At 63.9% G+C, this 15,743-nt stretch carries 15 protein-coding genes; 9 read left to right on the top strand and 6 right to left on the bottom strand.

Translation table 11 applies throughout. The features are described from left to right. The first annotated feature begins 1 nt into the window (after position 1). Positions 2-1,741 (top strand): CocE/NonD family hydrolase, encoded by a 1,740-nt coding sequence (locus tag AC5I5I_RS25285; protein ID WP_495977830.1) that lies wholly within the window; start codon positions 2-4, stop codon positions 1,739-1,741. A gap of 62 nt (positions 1,742-1,803) precedes the next feature. Continuing rightward, a complete protein-coding gene (locus AC5I5I_RS25280; protein WP_495977828.1) occupies positions 1,804-2,808 on the top strand; it encodes an SDR family oxidoreductase in 1,005 nt (334 codons plus the stop codon). Between the two features lie 3 nt (positions 2,809-2,811). Here the strand turns inward: AC5I5I_RS25280 and AC5I5I_RS25275 are convergent, their stop codons facing one another. After that, on the bottom strand, positions 2,812-3,399 hold the full coding sequence (locus tag AC5I5I_RS25275; protein WP_495977826.1) for a cytochrome b: 588 nt from the start codon (positions 3,397-3,399) through the stop codon (positions 2,812-2,814). 125 nt (positions 3,400-3,524) lie between these two features. Here AC5I5I_RS25275 and AC5I5I_RS25270 point away from each other — a divergent pair, with 125 nt between their 5' ends. Then, positions 3,525-4,226 carry a VIT1/CCC1 transporter family protein gene (locus AC5I5I_RS25270; RefSeq protein ID WP_495977824.1) on the top strand — a complete coding sequence of 234 codons (702 nt, stop codon included), beginning with the start codon at positions 3,525-3,527 and terminating at the stop codon, positions 4,224-4,226. A 44-nt stretch (positions 4,227-4,270) separates the two neighbouring features. Here the strand turns inward: AC5I5I_RS25270 and AC5I5I_RS25265 are convergent, their stop codons facing one another. Next, positions 4,271-5,329 carry a class I SAM-dependent methyltransferase gene (locus AC5I5I_RS25265; RefSeq protein WP_495978059.1) on the bottom strand — a complete coding sequence of 353 codons (1,059 nt, stop codon included), beginning with the start codon at positions 5,327-5,329 and terminating at the stop codon, positions 4,271-4,273. A gap of 135 nt (positions 5,330-5,464) precedes the next feature. Between AC5I5I_RS25265 and AC5I5I_RS25260 the strand changes: the two genes are divergently transcribed. Continuing rightward, on the top strand, positions 5,465-6,499 hold the full coding sequence (locus tag AC5I5I_RS25260) for a GlxA family transcriptional regulator (protein ID WP_495977822.1): 1,035 nt from the start codon (positions 5,465-5,467) through the stop codon (positions 6,497-6,499). Positions 6,500-6,504: 5 nt separating this feature from the next. Here AC5I5I_RS25260 and hisG read toward each other — a convergent pair whose 3' ends face one another. Together hisG and AC5I5I_RS25250 are read right to left on the bottom strand one after the other, a co-directional pair. Continuing rightward, positions 6,505-7,476, bottom strand: coding sequence for an ATP phosphoribosyltransferase (gene hisG, locus AC5I5I_RS25255; RefSeq protein WP_495977820.1), 972 nt, complete (start codon positions 7,474-7,476; stop codon positions 6,505-6,507). Next, positions 7,473-8,624, bottom strand: coding sequence for an ATP phosphoribosyltransferase regulatory subunit (locus AC5I5I_RS25250; RefSeq protein WP_495977818.1), 1,152 nt, complete (start codon positions 8,622-8,624; stop codon positions 7,473-7,475). Before AC5I5I_RS25250 ends, hisG begins: the two co-directional genes overlap by 4 nt. Positions 8,625-8,915: 291 nt before the next feature. On the opposite strand from AC5I5I_RS25250, the gene AC5I5I_RS25245 reads away from it, so the two are divergent. Next, positions 8,916-9,383 (top strand): nuclear transport factor 2 family protein, encoded by a 468-nt coding sequence (locus AC5I5I_RS25245; RefSeq protein WP_495977816.1) that lies wholly within the window; start codon positions 8,916-8,918, stop codon positions 9,381-9,383. Then, positions 9,380-9,898, top strand: a complete 519-nt coding sequence (locus AC5I5I_RS25240; RefSeq protein ID WP_495977815.1) for a nuclear transport factor 2 family protein — start codon at positions 9,380-9,382, stop codon at positions 9,896-9,898. The genes AC5I5I_RS25245 and AC5I5I_RS25240 overlap by 4 nt, the downstream gene beginning before the upstream one ends. Positions 9,899-9,981: 83 nt before the next feature. Here AC5I5I_RS25240 and hisS read toward each other — a convergent pair whose 3' ends face one another. Then, a complete protein-coding gene (hisS, locus tag AC5I5I_RS25235) occupies positions 9,982-11,457 on the bottom strand; it encodes a histidine--tRNA ligase (RefSeq protein ID WP_495977813.1) in 1,476 nt (491 codons plus the stop codon). Between the two features lie 326 nt (positions 11,458-11,783). On the opposite strand from hisS, the gene aptA reads away from it, so the two are divergent. The 3 genes from aptA to AC5I5I_RS25220 all read left to right on the top strand — a co-directional run bounded on the left by aptA (position 11,784) and on the right by AC5I5I_RS25220 (position 14,612). Further along, positions 11,784-13,133 carry an omega-aminotransferase AptA gene (gene aptA, locus AC5I5I_RS25230; RefSeq protein WP_495977811.1) on the top strand — a complete coding sequence of 450 codons (1,350 nt, stop codon included), beginning with the start codon at positions 11,784-11,786 and terminating at the stop codon, positions 13,131-13,133. A gap of 94 nt (positions 13,134-13,227) precedes the next feature. After that, positions 13,228-13,629, top strand: a complete 402-nt coding sequence (locus AC5I5I_RS25225) for a RidA family protein (RefSeq protein ID WP_495977809.1) — start codon at positions 13,228-13,230, stop codon at positions 13,627-13,629. A 23-nt stretch (positions 13,630-13,652) separates the two neighbouring features. Continuing rightward, positions 13,653-14,612 (top strand): Bug family tripartite tricarboxylate transporter substrate binding protein, encoded by a 960-nt coding sequence (locus AC5I5I_RS25220; RefSeq protein WP_495977807.1) that lies wholly within the window; start codon positions 13,653-13,655, stop codon positions 14,610-14,612. Between the two features lie 68 nt (positions 14,613-14,680). Here AC5I5I_RS25220 and AC5I5I_RS25215 read toward each other — a convergent pair whose 3' ends face one another. Beyond that, complete coding sequence (locus tag AC5I5I_RS25215; RefSeq protein WP_495977805.1) at positions 14,681-15,718, bottom strand: glycosyltransferase family 2 protein; 1,038 nt, start codon at positions 15,716-15,718, stop codon at positions 14,681-14,683. Between the last annotated feature and the right edge of the window lie 25 nt (positions 15,719-15,743).

Here is a 15,743-nt window from a genome sequence, read left to right as displayed (position 1 = left end):
CATGTCCGTTGCAGGAACCGAGCCCGGTCAGCGTCAGCTCAACGGGCCGCAGACGACAGGCCGCAGCTATCGCAATCTCTCCGCGCCGCGTCATGCGATGGCCCGCGACAACAATGTCGCGGTGCCAATGCGCGACGGCGTGATGCTGCTTGCCGATGTGCATCGTCCCGCCGAGGCTGGCCGCTACCCGGTACTGATCGCGGCGTCACCCTATCCACGTCAGATTCAGGATCTCGGCGCGCCGATGGGGTTCATCGAGGCCGGCGCCAGCGACTTTTTCGTACCACGCGGCTACGTCCACCTGATTGCCAATCTGCGCGGCACCGGCGGCTCGGGCGGCAGCTTCGGCTTTTTCGACGCGCAGGAGCGGCGCGACATGCACGACCTCGTCGAATGGGCGGCGGCGCAGCCCTGGTGCGACGGCAATGTCGGCATGGTCGGGATCAGTTATTTCGCCATGACGCAGCTCGAAGCCGCGGTCGAGCGGCCGCCGCATCTGAAGGCGATCTTCCCGGTCGCGGTCACCGCCGATCTTTACGAGGCTGCAGTTCACCACGGCCTGTTCTCCAGCTCGTTCGTCACGCCGTTCCTGGCGATGGTCGGCATGACGTCGAAGCTGTCCGATACGTTCCTGCGCGGCAAGCTGCTCGATGCCGCGCGGGCCGTGCTGCATCTTCCGGCCGTGCACCGGAAGTTCGCCACCATGAACGGCGAGGCCGCGGTGACGGCGCTGAAGCTGCTGATGAAGCTGCATCACGATCCGCATCCCTGGGATGATATTTGGCGCACCATCGCGGTCGAGCGGCCGCTGCGCGATGCATGGTGGGACGAACGCAATCTCCTGCCGCTGCTGCACAGGATCGAAGTGCCGGTCTATCTTGGCTGCGACTGGCAGAATGTGCCGCTGCATCTGCCGTCGACTTTCCCGGCCTTCAACGCGCTGACGAACAGCAGGCATGTGCGGGTGGCGATGCTCGGCGATTATGGCCTGACCTGGCCGTGGGAAAGTCTGCATGTCGAGGCGCTGGCCTGGTTCGATCACTGGCTGAAGGGCAGCGACACCGGCATCCTCGAAGGACCGCGTATCCGTTACGTGCTGCCGGGTGCGGACGGATTTCGCGAAGCGAACAGCTGGCCGGTACCGGGTGTCGCGTATCGCGACTATGCGCTCCGCGCCGATGGCAGCCTTGCGGCCGAGGAAGGCGCGGCCGGCCACCGCGCGATGATGACGCTCGGCGCCGGCCTCAACCGCGATCATGCAAGCGAGACCGACCCGCCGTCCATCCTCGTATGGACCAGCGAGCCGCTGGAGCGCGATCTCGACATGATCGGACCGGTCGAACTTGCGGTCGATGCGACAGCGACCGCAGGCGACACGGCGTTCTTTGCAACGCTGCAGGAGGTCGATCCCTCGGGAACCGCGACGGATGTCACCGCCGGATATCTGCGCGCCAGCTTGCGCAAGGTCGACCCGGATGCGAGCCGGCCAGGTGCCCCGGTCTTGCCCTGCACCAGCTTTGAAGCGGTTCCGATCGGGCAGGTCATCCGCTACCGCATTCCGCTGGTCGATAACGCGCGGCGCTTCAAGGCCGGACACCGCATTCGGCTGGTGCTCACCGGAGACGACCAGAATCCGGGTGCGCCCGCCATCATGGGCTTCCGGCACGCCTCGGTCGGTACGAGTTGTCTTTCCACCATCCTGTCCTCGTCACGACTGCTGCTGCCTATTCTGGACCGCTAGCGCCCCGGAACTTCGCCTGCCTCCCACCCGTTGGTCCTCTGATCCATTCATGCGAGGACAACATGGTAGACGCAGCAACCAGAGACCGATTTGCACGCGCAGCGGAGCAGACGGCCGCCGCCCAGCGCGATATTCAGGCGGACATCGACCGGAAGGACAAGGCCAGGCCGAAGCAGGACAACGAACCGGGCGCCATGCAGGCCGGCGCGCGCCGTTATCCCGAACCGCCGCTGCCGGCGCAGCACCTGAAGAAACCGGGTCAGGAATCCGATCTCGATCTGTCGCCGATGTATGACGCGCCGCATTACAAGGGCTCGGAGAAACTGAAGGGAATGGTCGCGCTGATCACCGGCGCGGATTCCGGCATCGGCCGCGCCGTCGCCGTCCTCTATGCGCGCGAAGGCGCTGATGTGGCGGTCGCCTATCTCTCCGAGCACGAGGACGCGGAAGAGACCAGGCGGGCCGTGGAGAAGGAAGGCCGCCGCTGCATCACGGTATCGGGCGATGTCGCCGATCGTGAATTCTGCAAGGAAGCGGTCGAGCGTACCGTGAAGGAGTTCGGCCGCCTCGACATCCTGGTCAACAACGCCGCCTTCCAGGAACACGTGAAGGACTTTCTCGATCTCACGCCCGAGCATTTCGATCGTACGCTGAAGACCAATCTCTACGGCTATTTCCATATGGCGCAGGCGGCGGTGCCACACATGAAGGAAGGATCCTCCATCGTCATGACCGGGTCGGTCACCGGTCTGCTCGGCAACGACAAGTTGCTCGATTATTCGATGACCAAAGGCGGCATCCATGCCTTCGTGCGCTCGCTGGCGACGCATCTCGTCGGCAAGGGCATTCGTGTGAATGCGGTCGCGCCCGGCCCGGTCTGGACGCCGCTCAATCCCGCCGATCGCGACGCGAAGGGCGTCTCGAAATTCGGTTCGGACACGCCGATGAAACGGCCGGCGCAACCGGAAGAGATCGCGCCGGCTTTCGTGTTTCTCGCCGCGCCAAGCTGTTCGAGCTACATCACCGGCGAAATCCTGCCGATCATCGGCGGCTATTCGGGAGGGTAGCGGTTATCGAGCGTATCGCGAGGCCGGACCCGCGCTAGGCCCGCCTCGTTGCGGCAGCATCCGCACAAGCGTGCGATCCCCGAGTATCCAGTGATGAAAAAGGGAAGCTGCAGCGTGAAGGCCCGCAAAGACCACCAGACTGTTGGTGAGCAATTCGTGCATTTCTTTGACGTTACGCGAGAAAGCCCTGTTTTCCGGCCACGGCGAAGGAATTTCCATTAGCCCGAACAGAGGCAGCGCGTTGCCGCGCGCGAATTGCAGGACCACGCCGGAGATCACGGCCGCTATCAGCAGGGCATAAAGCGCGTAATGGGCTAGATGCGCTGTGAGATCGAGCCATTTCCCAAGAGCGGATGCTTCGAGCGGAGGCGCAGGATCGAACATTCTCCACAGCACGCGAGCCGACGCGGCAATCAATATGGCGAGTCCGGCCGACACATGGGCGAACAACTGATATGCGCGGGGCGCACCTTTTGGAAGTACGTCGTCGAATGTCCCGAGCAGCCATGCAACGATGACAAGCCCTGCTGTCAGCCAATGCAGGGACATGGGAACTGCGCCGTAGCCGGTCGCCGAGTTACGATATTGCATCAATGAAGCATATCGAACGCGACCGGTGCTAAGTTGATCAGTGTCAACCACAACCCAGTCGAAATCTTGCCTATGAATCTCAAATTTCGGGCATGTTGGTACATAGCCCGACTGGGATCTAATTCATGAGCCGGCTTCGGACGCACCCGGAAAATCATCTCGTCGACCGCATCGGCTGGCTCAGGGCCGCGGTGCTTGGCGCCAATGACGGAATCGTCTCAACCGCAAGTCTCATTGTCGGAGTGGCTGCCGCCTCGGTGAACCACAGCGACGTGTTGCTTGCCGGCGTCGCAGGTCTCGTAGCCGGCGCCATGTCGATGGCGGCAGGCGAATACGTCTCGGTGAGTTCGCAGTCGGACACTGAACATGCCGATCTTGCCCGCGAGACCAAGGAACTGGAGGATAACCCGGCCTTCGAAAAGGAGGAGCTTGCGGAAATCTACGTCAAGCGCGGACTTGACCTTGCGCTCGCGCGGGAGGTTGCAGCGCAACTCATGGCGAAAGATGCACTTGGCGCACATGCGCGGGACGAACTCGGCATATCGGAGATAACTACCGCGCGTCCGGTTCAGGCGGCGCTGACTTCCGCGGCGACTTTCGCCGTTGGTGCCGCGATGCCGTTGCTGATGGTGGTCGTGTCACCAGCGAACCTGATCGCTCCTCTCGTGTCGGCCGCATCATTAGGATTTCTTGCGCTTCTCGGCGCAATCGGCGCCAGGGCAGGCGGCGCCAACGTCATGCGCGCAACAATCCGCGTGACGTTCTGGGGAGCGCTTGCGATGGCGCTGACAGCCGGCATCGGAAAACTTTTCGGTACCGTTGTTTAAGGCTGCGAAGGCGCCGGCCCTGGCGCGAGGTTCGGGGGGAAGAGTTATCGCCTAGCCTCGATCACCATATTGAACGGCGTCTGCATCGCAGTCCGCACCGAGCCGAAGCCGGACTGATGCAGGATGTTCGTGAGCTGCTTCGGTCCGGCCTGTGCACCCAGCACATGCGTGCCGTTTTCCGAGATCGCATGCGCGCAGCACATCGTGGTCGATGCGGCGTAATACAGCCGCCCGACCGGATTGATGTTCTCCTCTAGCTTGTCGCTTGCGAACGGCTCGACCAGCATCACGGTGCCATCCTCGGCAAGGGACTTCGCCGCGTGCCGCATGGCGTTGGCCGGATGCCCCATGTCGTGCAGGGAATCGAAGAAGCAGATCAGGTCGTAGCCGCGTGCAAGATACGCATCGGCCTTCGCGATCTCGAAGCGGACGCGATCGGCGACGCCAGCGTCCTGGGCGACCTTGCACGCGATCGCGATCGAGCCGGCATGCGCGTCGAAGCCGAAGAAGCGGCTATTCGGAAACGCCTTCGCCATCAGCACGGTCGAATGGCCGTGGCCGCAGCCGATATCGGCCACCGTGATGCCGGACTTGAGCCTGTCGACCACGCCGTTCAGCGCCGGCAGCCATTCCTGCACCAGGCTTGCGCTATAGGCATTGCGGAAGAACGCAGCGGACCCGCAGAACAGCCGGCCGTCGTGCTCGCCCCAACTCACGCCCCGGCCGGTCTTCATTGCGTCGAGCGACTTGTCCTCGTCGGCCCACATCGAGGCGACGCATTGCCACGCGTTCGGCAGATAGACCGGGCTCGTGTCGTCGGCGAGGATGGCGGCCTGCTCCGGCGACAATTCGTAGGTGCCGGACGCAACATGATAATCGGCATAGCCGCCGGCGACCTGCGCGTTCAGCCATTCGTGCACATAGCGCTCGGCGCATCCGGACCGTTTCGCCACCTCGCGCGAGGACAACGGGCCCGCGCCCGCCATCGCCCGGTACAGGCCGAGCTTGTCGCCGAGGCTGACCATCACGCCGCCATAGCCGGCCGAGAGGTCCGCAAACAGCCGTCCAACGAGGGTATCCAGTTTCTGCTGGTCGAAATTCATCACGACATTCTCCGATCCGTCCGGCGCCCGCTGCACCGGAATTGGCGGGTGATGTGCCGGGCGGAGCGCAGCAAAACGAGCGCGGTACCAGCCAGAACCGGTTCATTTGTGCCAACGGGCGGTATAAGGGAGGCAATGCCCTCAGAGACCCGCCCGCTGCATGTCAGTCTGGTCGCCGTACCCGAAGCGGCGATGTCGACGCTGGTCGGCATCTATGACGTGCTGAATGCGTTTGGCCTGCTGGCCAAGACCGACCCGTCGATCCCCGACATCCCGCCATTCGCGGTCGACATCGTCGGCACCGCGCCGGGCGAGATTGTGCTGGCGAGCGGACTGCCGCTGCGCGTCGGGCGCGGCGTCGCCGATATCGAGGTGACCGATATCGTGCTGGTGCCGTCGGTGGTGCTTGGGCCAAAAGGATGGGAGCAGGGGCGCTACCCCGAACTGGTCGACTTCGCCGCACGCATGCACAAGCAGGGCGCGTTGCTGTGCTCGGCCTGTTCCGGCATTTTTCTTCTGGCCGAGACCGGCTTGTTCGATGGTCATCGCGCCACCGTTCATTGGGGCTATGCGGGAGAATTCGCGAAGACCTATCCGCGCATCCATTCGGAGCCGGAGCGGGTGCTTGTGGCGGCCGGTGCGCGCGAAAGTCTGATCAGCTCCGGAGCGTCAACGAGCTGGCACGATCTCGTGCTCTATCTCATCGTGCGCCATGTTGGCGCGCCTGCAGCGCAGGCCGCCGCCCGCTTCTTCGCCCTGCAATGGCATCAGGACGGCCTTGCGCCCTATATCGTGTTCGAAGGCCGCAAGGATCATGGCGATGCCGTCATCGCCGATGCGCAGGCCTGGCTCGCGGACCACTTTTCCGTCGCGGCGCCGGTCGAGGAGATGGTGCGCCGCTCGGGGCTTGCGGAGCGCACCTTCAAACGGCGGTTTACCGACATGACCGGATTGTCGCCGATCGACTATGTGCAGCGGCTGCGGGTGGAGGACGCCAAGCGAAGGCTGGAGCGGACCGATGCGCCGATCGAGGAGATCGGCTGGCGCGTCGGCTACGAGGACGCTGCGTTTTTCCGGCGGCTGTTCAAGCGTCTCACCGGATCGTCGCCCGGCTCTTATCGCAAGCGCTTCCAGATCCCGCAATTCGCGCGCGCTCCGGACGCACGCTAGCCCGGCTACACACCCGCCTTCAGCGTTTCGAAGAGCGGGTTGTCCTGCGTGAACACATAATCGATCTCCGACACCGAGATCGCCTCTGCACCCTTCTCGCGCAGGAAATCGGCAAGCGCGAAGATCTGATCCGGCGGACAATGCAGCGTCAGCATGCCGGACGAGGTCGGGCCGCCGAACGGCGTGACGATGCCGAACTTCTCGCGCGCGAGCGACAGGAGCGCGTCGTCGCAGCCCTTGAACCGGGTTCGCATCTCGCGGAAGGCCTGCGCCCGGGCCTGGCTGGCAAGCCGGTCGAGGATGCGGCGTGCGGTATCGAGCGTGCCATTGTTCCAGTCGGCGTTGCGCGCGGCGACCAGATTGGCCTGCGAGCGCAGCATGGTGCCGTCCTCGATCACCTTCAGCGCATTGGCGGCGAGCGTGTTGCCGGTGGTGGTGATGTCGACGATCAGTTCGGCGGTGCCGGCAGCGGGGGCGCCTTCGGTGGCGCCGAGGCTTTCCACGATCCGGTAATCGGCGATGCCGTGCTGGGCGAAAAAGCCGCGGGTCAGGTTCACGTATTTGGTCGCGACCCGCATCTTGCGATTATGCTTCAGCCGGAATGCGGTGGCGACATCGTCGAGATCGGCCATGCTGCGCACGTCGATCCAGGCCTGCGGGACGGCCGTCACCACATTGGCGTAACCGAAGCCGAGCCCTTCGAGCAGGATCACGCGCTGGTCCGCGTCCGGGATCATCTCGCGCACCAGGTCTTCGCCGGTCACGCCGAGATGCGCCGCGCCTTGCGCGAGCTGCGCGGTGATTTCCGAGGCCGAGAGATAGGCGATCTCCACGCCGTCCATGCCGGCGATGGTGCCGCGATAGTCGCGGGCGCCGCGCGGCTTGACGAGCTTCAGCCCCGCACGCGCGAAGAAAGCTTCCGCATTCTCCTGCAGCCGGCCCTTCGCCGGGACCGCGATGATCAGGGGGGCGCTCATGCCGCACCTCCTGCGAGCCGCTCGATCCAGACCGAGAAGCCAACCGCCGGGATAGGCGTCTGCGATCCAAGCCTCGTTAGCAGGTCGTCATAGCGGCCGCCCGCCACCAACGGCTCGTCGCTGCCGGCGTCCCGCAATTCGAAGACGAAGCCGGTGTAATAATCCATGCCGCGGCCGAAGGCGCAGGAGAAGGCGACGCGGCTGATATCGATCCCCTGTTTCGTCATGTCGGCATTGCGAGCCTCGAACCGGTCGAGCGCGGCGTCGAGCGACAGCCCGCCTTCCTTCGCGAGCTTGCGCATCGCTGTAGCAGCGGCATCGGGCGTACCGCCGATGCCGAGGAAGCGCATGACCAGATCATGCGTATCGCGCGGCAGCGCAGCGGAGGCGCCGAGCGTCGATTGTTCGAGAAAGCGGTCGGCGATCTCGCCGACGGAACGGCCGCCCACCGCGCTGATGCCCGCGATCGACAACAGATCGGTGACCAGTGCGCGCGCGGCTTTCGGGTCGGAGCCGGCGAGGGCCGCCAGAACGCCCTGATAATCCGCCTTGCCGTTGGTCGCATGCAGCGTCAGGCGCTCCAGGTCCTGCGCCAGCGAGGCCTTGCGGTTAAAATCCTTCACCAGCCGCCGCTTCCAGCCCGGCGCCAGATCGAGCGCGGACACCAGCGCGGTGAACAGCCCGACATCGCCGGTCATGATGGACGGCGCGCTGCGGCCGAAATGCGCGGTGGCGGCAAGCCCGAGCGCCAGCGTCTCGGCGTCGGCCGCGGCCTTGTCGGTGCGCCCGAAAGACTCAATTCCGGCCTGCAGGAATTCGCCCGGCAGGGCGCCGCGGTCGCGAAACACCGGGCCGAGATAGCAATAGCCCTGCGGCCGCCCGGCGGCGTCCGAACCGAGATAGTCGCGCGACACCGGAATGGTGAAATCCGGCCGCAGGCACAATTCCTCGCCGGCGCGCCCGGCAGTCAGGAACATGCGGGCACGGATATCCTCGCCGGACAGGTCGAGGAACGGCTCGGCCGGCTGCAGGATGGCCGGATGCGCCCGCGCATAGCCCGCCCGCTCATAGGTCGAGAGCAGGCTGCGGGCAGAGGCGAGAGTTTCGGCGCGCGGGTCGGACGGGGCCGGGGTCAGCGATCTGGTCATGGCCGCGGGCCTTTAGCACGGATGGGTTGACGATTCGACGATAGTCCACGGCAGCGCTTAATGGGCGGCGCGGCGGCAAGGCTTAACGATTCCTTTTGAAGTGCACCAATGGGATTGGTTCGGGATCACGAAGAATAAGGGACTTTGTGAAACCTTGCCGCTGTCGGGCGCAGGTCTCGCTTGGTCCGGCGTGACGTCCGGTTGAGCCCGGCGTCAGGGGAGAGCTGGACCGTTCTGGTCATGAAAAATAAGGATTTTGCCTCCATCGTGGATGGTTGTCTGGAGACGGCTATGGGTGAACCGGTGTCCCGCGCCACGGTACAAGCCTTCTACGAGGCGCTGGCTTCGCGCGATCCCGTGCGTGTCGCGCAGTTTCTGGCCGACGATGTGGAATGGCACATGTCGGGGCCGGTCGATCTGCTCGTATTTTGCGGCTACAGGCGCGGCAAGGCCGCGGTCGCCGACTATATCGGCCGGATCGTGCCGTCGGTGCTGTCGGTCAAGCGGTTCGAGCCCGAAGAGATCGTGATCGATGGCGACACGGCGGCGGTGATCAACAACATCACCTCGGTGCAGAAGGATACCGGCCGCATTCTGACCTATCAGACCGCGTTGTTCATGATGTTCCGCGATGGCAAGGTGGTATCGGTGAGGGGCGTTGCGGACACGCTGGATATGGCCGAGCAACTGGTCGGTCATCGCATCGACGCCTATCGCGATCCACGCATCGCTGAATTGAAGGATGTGATCGCACTATGACGTCAGCGATCAGCGCCATCGCATTGCCGTCATCCGCGCAGGGCAAGGACATTCCATCCTGGCTGGCCGATTTTTACCGCGCCTACGTGACCCGCGACGCGCGTCTGCTCGACGCAATTCTCGACGACGATGTGGAATGGCTCATCACAGGGCCAGTGGACCAGTTCGACTATTACGGCCGCCGGCATGGCAAGGCCGAAACTATCGAGGTGATCACGCGCATCATGCCGTGCTTCTTCCAGATCAACGACTTCGAGTTCCAGCATCTGGCGGTTCAGGGCGAGCGCGTCGCCACCTACTGGCATGTCCGCGCGCGCCAGCGCGAAACCGGCCGCACGATCTGCTTCCGGGGTGTGCACTTCATGCGCTTCCGGGGCGGCAAGCTCGTGTCCTTCCGCTCGATTGCCGACACCTTCGATGTGGCCGAGCAGGTGGTCGGCCACCCGATCGACATCAACAAGTCGATCGAACATGTGCCGCTGGTGCCAGAGCAGGACGATCTGATCACTTTGTGACGCTGCGGTCGGCGCGCTCCCTCCTCGCTTACGAGGGAGAGCGACCTCCCCCGCAAGAGAGAGGTGATGCGGGCAAGGCGACTCTAAGCCATCCGCGTCTTGACGCCGTGGCGCGCCAGGATGTCCTGAACGGTCTTGACCAGCTGGTCGCGCGGCACCTTGCGCTGCGCATCGGCCTGCTTTTGCAGATACTCGTCGCGCCCCTTTTCAAGCTTCGACAGCTCGGCGCCGAGGACCAGATCCTTCACCACCACCAGTTCGCCCAATGCGTCGTTTTTTTCATCCGAGCCCTGGATCACTACGCAGGGCGCGTTGCGCTTGTCGGCATATTTCATCTGCGGATTGAACTTTCCTGAACCGAGATACAACTCGGCGCGAATCCCCGCTGCGCGAAGCTCCGCCACCATCGTCTGATAATCTGCGATTCGATCAGGATCGAAAACCGTGACGACCACGGGGCCGAAACTTGGCTGTGCATCGCTCTTGTTCACAAGCGCGAGAGCCGCCGCGAGTCTCGATACACCAATGGAGAAGCCGGTGGCCGGCACCGGCTCGCCGCGAAAGCGCGAGACCAGCCCGTCATAACGCCCGCCGCCGCCGACCGAGCCGAATCGAACGGGTCGGCCTTTTTCGTCCTTGGTTTCGAGCAGGAGTTCTACTTCGTACACGGGGCCGGTGTAATATTCGAGGCCGCGCACGACGGAGGGATCGATGCGGATGCGGTCGTCGTCATATCCCGACGCCCGGACGAGGTCGCGGATTTGAGCGAGTTCGTCGAAACCAGCTTTTCCGGTTTCGTTGAGTGGAGCCTTGGCAGACGCTGCGGCGTCCGCTTTCAGCAAGCTCAAGACGATCTCGCTTTGGCGTTCGTCTAGACCGGCGCCTTTCGTGAAGTCGCCGCTCTCATCCTTCCGACCTTCACCGAGAAGCTTCTTCACCTCGTCCAGCGAAAACTTGTCAGCCTTGTCGATGGCGCGAAGCACAGTCAGGCGCTTTTCGCTTGCGATGTTCGCGGCATCCATCATCCCATCCAGCACCTTGCGGTTATTCACCTTCACCACATAGCTGCCGCGCGGAATGCCGAGCGCCTCCATCGTGTCCGCCGCCATCATGCAGATCTCGGCATCGGCGGCCATCGAGGCGGAGCCGACCGTATCGGCATCGAACTGCATGAATTGCCGGTAGCGGCCGGGCCCGGGCTTCTCGTTGCGGAACACATAGCCCTCGCGATAGCTGCGATAGGGCTTGGGCAGCGCGTCGAAATTCTCTGCGACATATCGCGCCAGCGGCGCCGTCAAATCGTAGCGCAGGCTCATCCATTGCTCGTCATCGTCCTGGAACGAGAACACGCCTTCGTTCGGGCGGTCCTGGTCGGGCAGGAACTTGCCGAGCGCGTCGGTATATTCGATCGCGGGCGTCTCCACCGGGTCGAAGCCGTAAAGCTCGTAGACGGCGCGGATTTTCTCCAGCATCGCCCGGGTGGAGGCGAGGTCGGCGGGGCCCCGATCGACGAGGCCGCGCGGCAGCCGCGCCTTCAGTTTGCTCGGTTTGTCGGTCATTGGTCCGGTGCTTCGGCTTCCAAGTCGCGGGCGTCGTAACAGTCTGCGATAGCAGCCGCAAACGCTTCTTCACCCTCCCCTGAAAGGGGAGGGTCGTCCGACTGAACGAAGTGAAGGAGGAGGGGGAGGGGTCACTTGAAGGAAGGACCCCCACCCGGATCGCTGACGCGATCCGACCTCCCCCTTTCAGGGGGAGGTAAAGAAAGTGGGCGCTCATGGGGGGAGGGAGAACGCACCCCTCGCATGAGAAACCGCCACTTGCGCGACGCAAAGCTATGCGCGCAATGTCTCCGGAATTCTCCAAGTCCCAAATCCCGGAGCTCCCGATGAGCACCCAGTCCGCCCGCAAGCCCGCCGCCACCGCCGTCCCGAACGACCTCGAAGCCTTCTGGATGCCGTTCACCGCCAACCGCGCCTTCAAGGCCCGGCCGCGCATGGTGTCGCGCGCCAAGGACATGCATTACTTCACCCCCGAGGGAAAACCGGTGCTCGACGGCGCCGCCGGCCTCTGGTGCACCAATGCCGGGCACAACCGCGAGCCGATCGTCGCCGCCATCCAGGCGCAGGCCGCGGAAATGGATTTCGCCCCGCCGTTCCAATACGCGAATCCGAAATCGTTCGAACTGGCGAGCCGGATCGCCGCGATGGCGCCGGGCGATCTCGACCATGTGTTCTTCTGCAATTCGGGCTCGGAAGCGGTCGACACCGCGATGAAGATCGCGCTCGCTTACTGGAATGCGCGCGGGCAGGGGCAGCGGGCGCGCTTCATCGGCCGCGAGCGCGGCTATCATGGCGTCGGCTTCGGCGGCATGTCGGTCGGCGGCATCGGCAACAACCGCAAGGCCTTCGGCACCATGCTGGCGGGCGTCGACCATCTGCCGCACACCTATAGCCGCGAGCATCAGGCGTTCTCGAAGGGCGAGCCGGAATGGGGCGCGCATCTGGCGGATGAGCTGGAGCGTCTGGTCGCGCTGAATGGCGACAACACCATCGCCGCGGTGTTCGTCGAGCCGATGGCGGGATCGACCGCGGTGCTGCCGGCGCCGAAGGGGTATCTGCAGCGGCTGCGGGCGATCTGCGACAAGTACAAGATTTTGCTGGTGTTCGACGAGGTCATCACCGGCTTCGGCCGGCTGGGACACGCCTTTGCCGCGGAACGCTATGGCGTGGTGCCGGACATGATCACCTTCGCCAAGGGCGTGACGTCAGGCTCGGTGCCGATGGGCGGCGTGCTGGTGAAAAAGGAGATTCACGAGGCCTTCATGCACGGGCCCGAACACGTCGTGGAATTCTTCCATGGCTACACCTACTCGGCGCATCCGCTGGCGGTGGCCGCTGGCCTTGCCACGCTCGATGTCTACCGCGACGAGGGGCTGTTCGAGCGTGCCAAGAAGCTCGAGCCCATTTGGTACGACGCCTGCATGTCGCTGAAGGGCCTGCCGAACGTGCTCGACATCCGCTGCGTCGGCATCACCGTCGGCATCGATCTGGCGTCGAAGCCCGACGGCGTCGGCAAGCGCGGCTTTGAGGCGATGGATCGCGGCTTCCACGAGGAAGGCATCATGCTGCGCGCGGTGGGCGATTCGCTCGCCATGTCGCCGCCGCTGATCGTCAGCGAGAGCCAGATCGGCGAGATTTTCGAGAAGGTCGCGCGGATCATCAAGGCGGTGGCGTAACCTTGCATACGATGCATGTGCCCGGTGCTCTGGCCTTTGTGCCGGGCAACCGATAACCACAGGTGTGGGCGGTTATCGCTGAGCCTGGAGCATCATGAGCAAGACCTTCATTCAACCTGCAGGAATGGCCGAGGCAATCGGTCCATTCTCGCGCGCAGTTCTCATCGACAAGCACCTGCATATCGCGGGGACTACGGCGTTGAGCCATATCAGCGGCGATTATTACAAACGGGCGCTTCCCGACACGATCGAGGAACAGACCCGGTTGACGCTCGAGAACATCAAGATGTGCGTCGAGGCCGCGGGCGGCACCATGCGCGACATCTACAAGGTCGTCATCCAGTTGAAAAATCCCTCCGAATATCAGCGAATGAACGCGGTGCGCGCGCAATATTTCAAGGACGAGCCGCCTATCAGCACCTGCTATCAGGCCAATCTCATGCGCGAGGAAATCCTCGTCGAGATCGAGGCTGTCGCCTACCTCCCCAATGCCTGACTTATTCGCGAGGAAATAAGATGATGCGTTTGCTGACGATCCCGCTCGTCCTTGCGAGCCTGTTCGTGCCGTCGCTTGCCGCGGCGCAGGACAGCTATCCCGCGCGTCCGGTCAAGGTAATCGTGCCGCTGGCCGCAGGCGGCGGTACGGATATCGTTGCCCGCACCATCGTGCAGTCGATTGCCGACGACTGGGGCGCCAACATCGTAGTTGAAAATCGCCCGGGTGCCGGAACGACGCTCGGCGCGCAGGCCCTGCTGTCGTCTCCCGCGGACGGCTATACGCTGATGTTCAACACCGCGAGCTTCCTGGTCACGCCGCATCTGATGCCGAGCCGGCCGTACGACCGCAACACACAGTTCGCACCGATCAGCCTCGTTGCGGCGTCTCCGCATGTGATCGTCGTCAGCGACAACGTGCCGGCCAAGACGTTCGCCGAACTGGTCGAGTGGCTGAAGTCGAAGGAGGGCAAGGCCACCTATGCCTCGTTCGGCAACGGGTCGTCGGGACATCTGGGTACCGAAATCCTGTTGCATCGGCTTGGCGTGAAGGTGGTGCATGTGCCTTATCGCGGCAATTCGCCGGCGCTGACCGACGTCATGGCAGGCCATGTCGACATGATGCTGGCGGACCATGTCGACGGAAACATCATGGCGTCCAAGCCGCGTCCGCTGGCCATCGCCAGCATGAAGCGCTCCGAATTTCTCCCGAACGTCCCGACCGTGGCCGAGAGCGGTTACCCCGATTACACGTCGCAATCCTGGTACGGTCTGGTCGCGCCGGCGGGGACGCCGCAGGCGGTCATCGACAAGTGGAATGCCGGTGTGGTCGCGGCGTTGAAGAAGCCCGAAATCCGCAAGAAGCTGATCGATCAGGGCATCGATCCGATCGGCTCGACGCCTGCCGAATTCAAGGGTTTCATGGATACCGAAGACGGCAAGTATAGTGCGGCGATCAAGGCCTCGAACATCAAGATGCAATGACGGAAGCGGCAGCCGGCGATGGCCGGATTGCCGTCACGCATTGAAGCCGGAGCGCACGCGCTCCGACTTCATTCCGCCGGCCGGCGGAACCCGATGACCTCGCGCTCTTGCTTCTGATCCGCCTCGGTCTCGCCGATGATGTAGGTCGGGCGGCCGCGCGCCTCGCGCAATGTGCGGCCGACATATTCACCGATGATGCCGAGCACCAGGAGCTGCGCCGCGCCGAGCAGGGCGATGGTCGCCATGATCGAGGTCCAGCCGGTGACGGTCTGCGGCACCAGCAGATAGCTGACGACCGAATAGATCAGCAGCAGCAGGCCCACCGCAGCAAAGACGAGCGCGAGCCAGATCGCCAGTCGCAACGGCCGCACGCTGTGCGCGGCGATGCCGGTCACCGCGAGATCGATCATCCGCTTGAACGTGTATTTGCTCTCGCCGTAGGTCCGCGCTCCGCGGGAGAAGGTGACCGTGGTCGTCGGATAGCCGAACCAGCGTACGGTGCCGCGCAGGAACACGTCCTGATCGCCGAAGTCGTTGATGGTGTCGATCACGGCGCGGTCGAGCAGCATATAGTCGGATGAGCCGGGCTCGATGCGCACGTCCCCGATGGCGTCGAGCAGCCGGTAATAGAGCCGCGAGGTGAGACGTTTCAGCGGCGGCAGGTCGGCTTCGCCATCCTCGCGCCGGGTGGCGACAACCTTCGCGCCGTCGCGCCAGGCCCCGATCAGCTCCGGAATCAGTTCCGGCGGATGTTCGAAGTCGGCATCCATCATGATGACGGCATGCCCGCGGGCATGACGCAGCCCCGCGCGCAGCGCTTCCTGATGGCCGAAATTGCGCGTGAACGAGATGTAGCGGACCTGGGAGTTCGCGGCCGCAGCATCGCGGATGGCGGCAAGGGTGCCGTCCGACGATCCGTCGTCGACAAATACGATCTCGTAGCGACCGAGCGGCTTCAGGATGCCATCGAGCGTCGTCGCCATGCGCGCGATGTTGCCGGCTTCGTTGAAGGCCGGGATGACCACCGAGATATCCGGCACGGGTCCGCTCATCTCCGTGTGAGGTACCAATACCGGTGCCAGTTCATAGTCATCGTCGTCGTCCATGCGATATCCGGTCATTGACTGGCAG

It is taken from the genome of Pseudorhodoplanes sp., from assembly GCF_059499825.1.
Note: the sequence above shows the minus strand (reverse complement) of the source record. Positions and strands in the feature narration are given on the sequence as shown.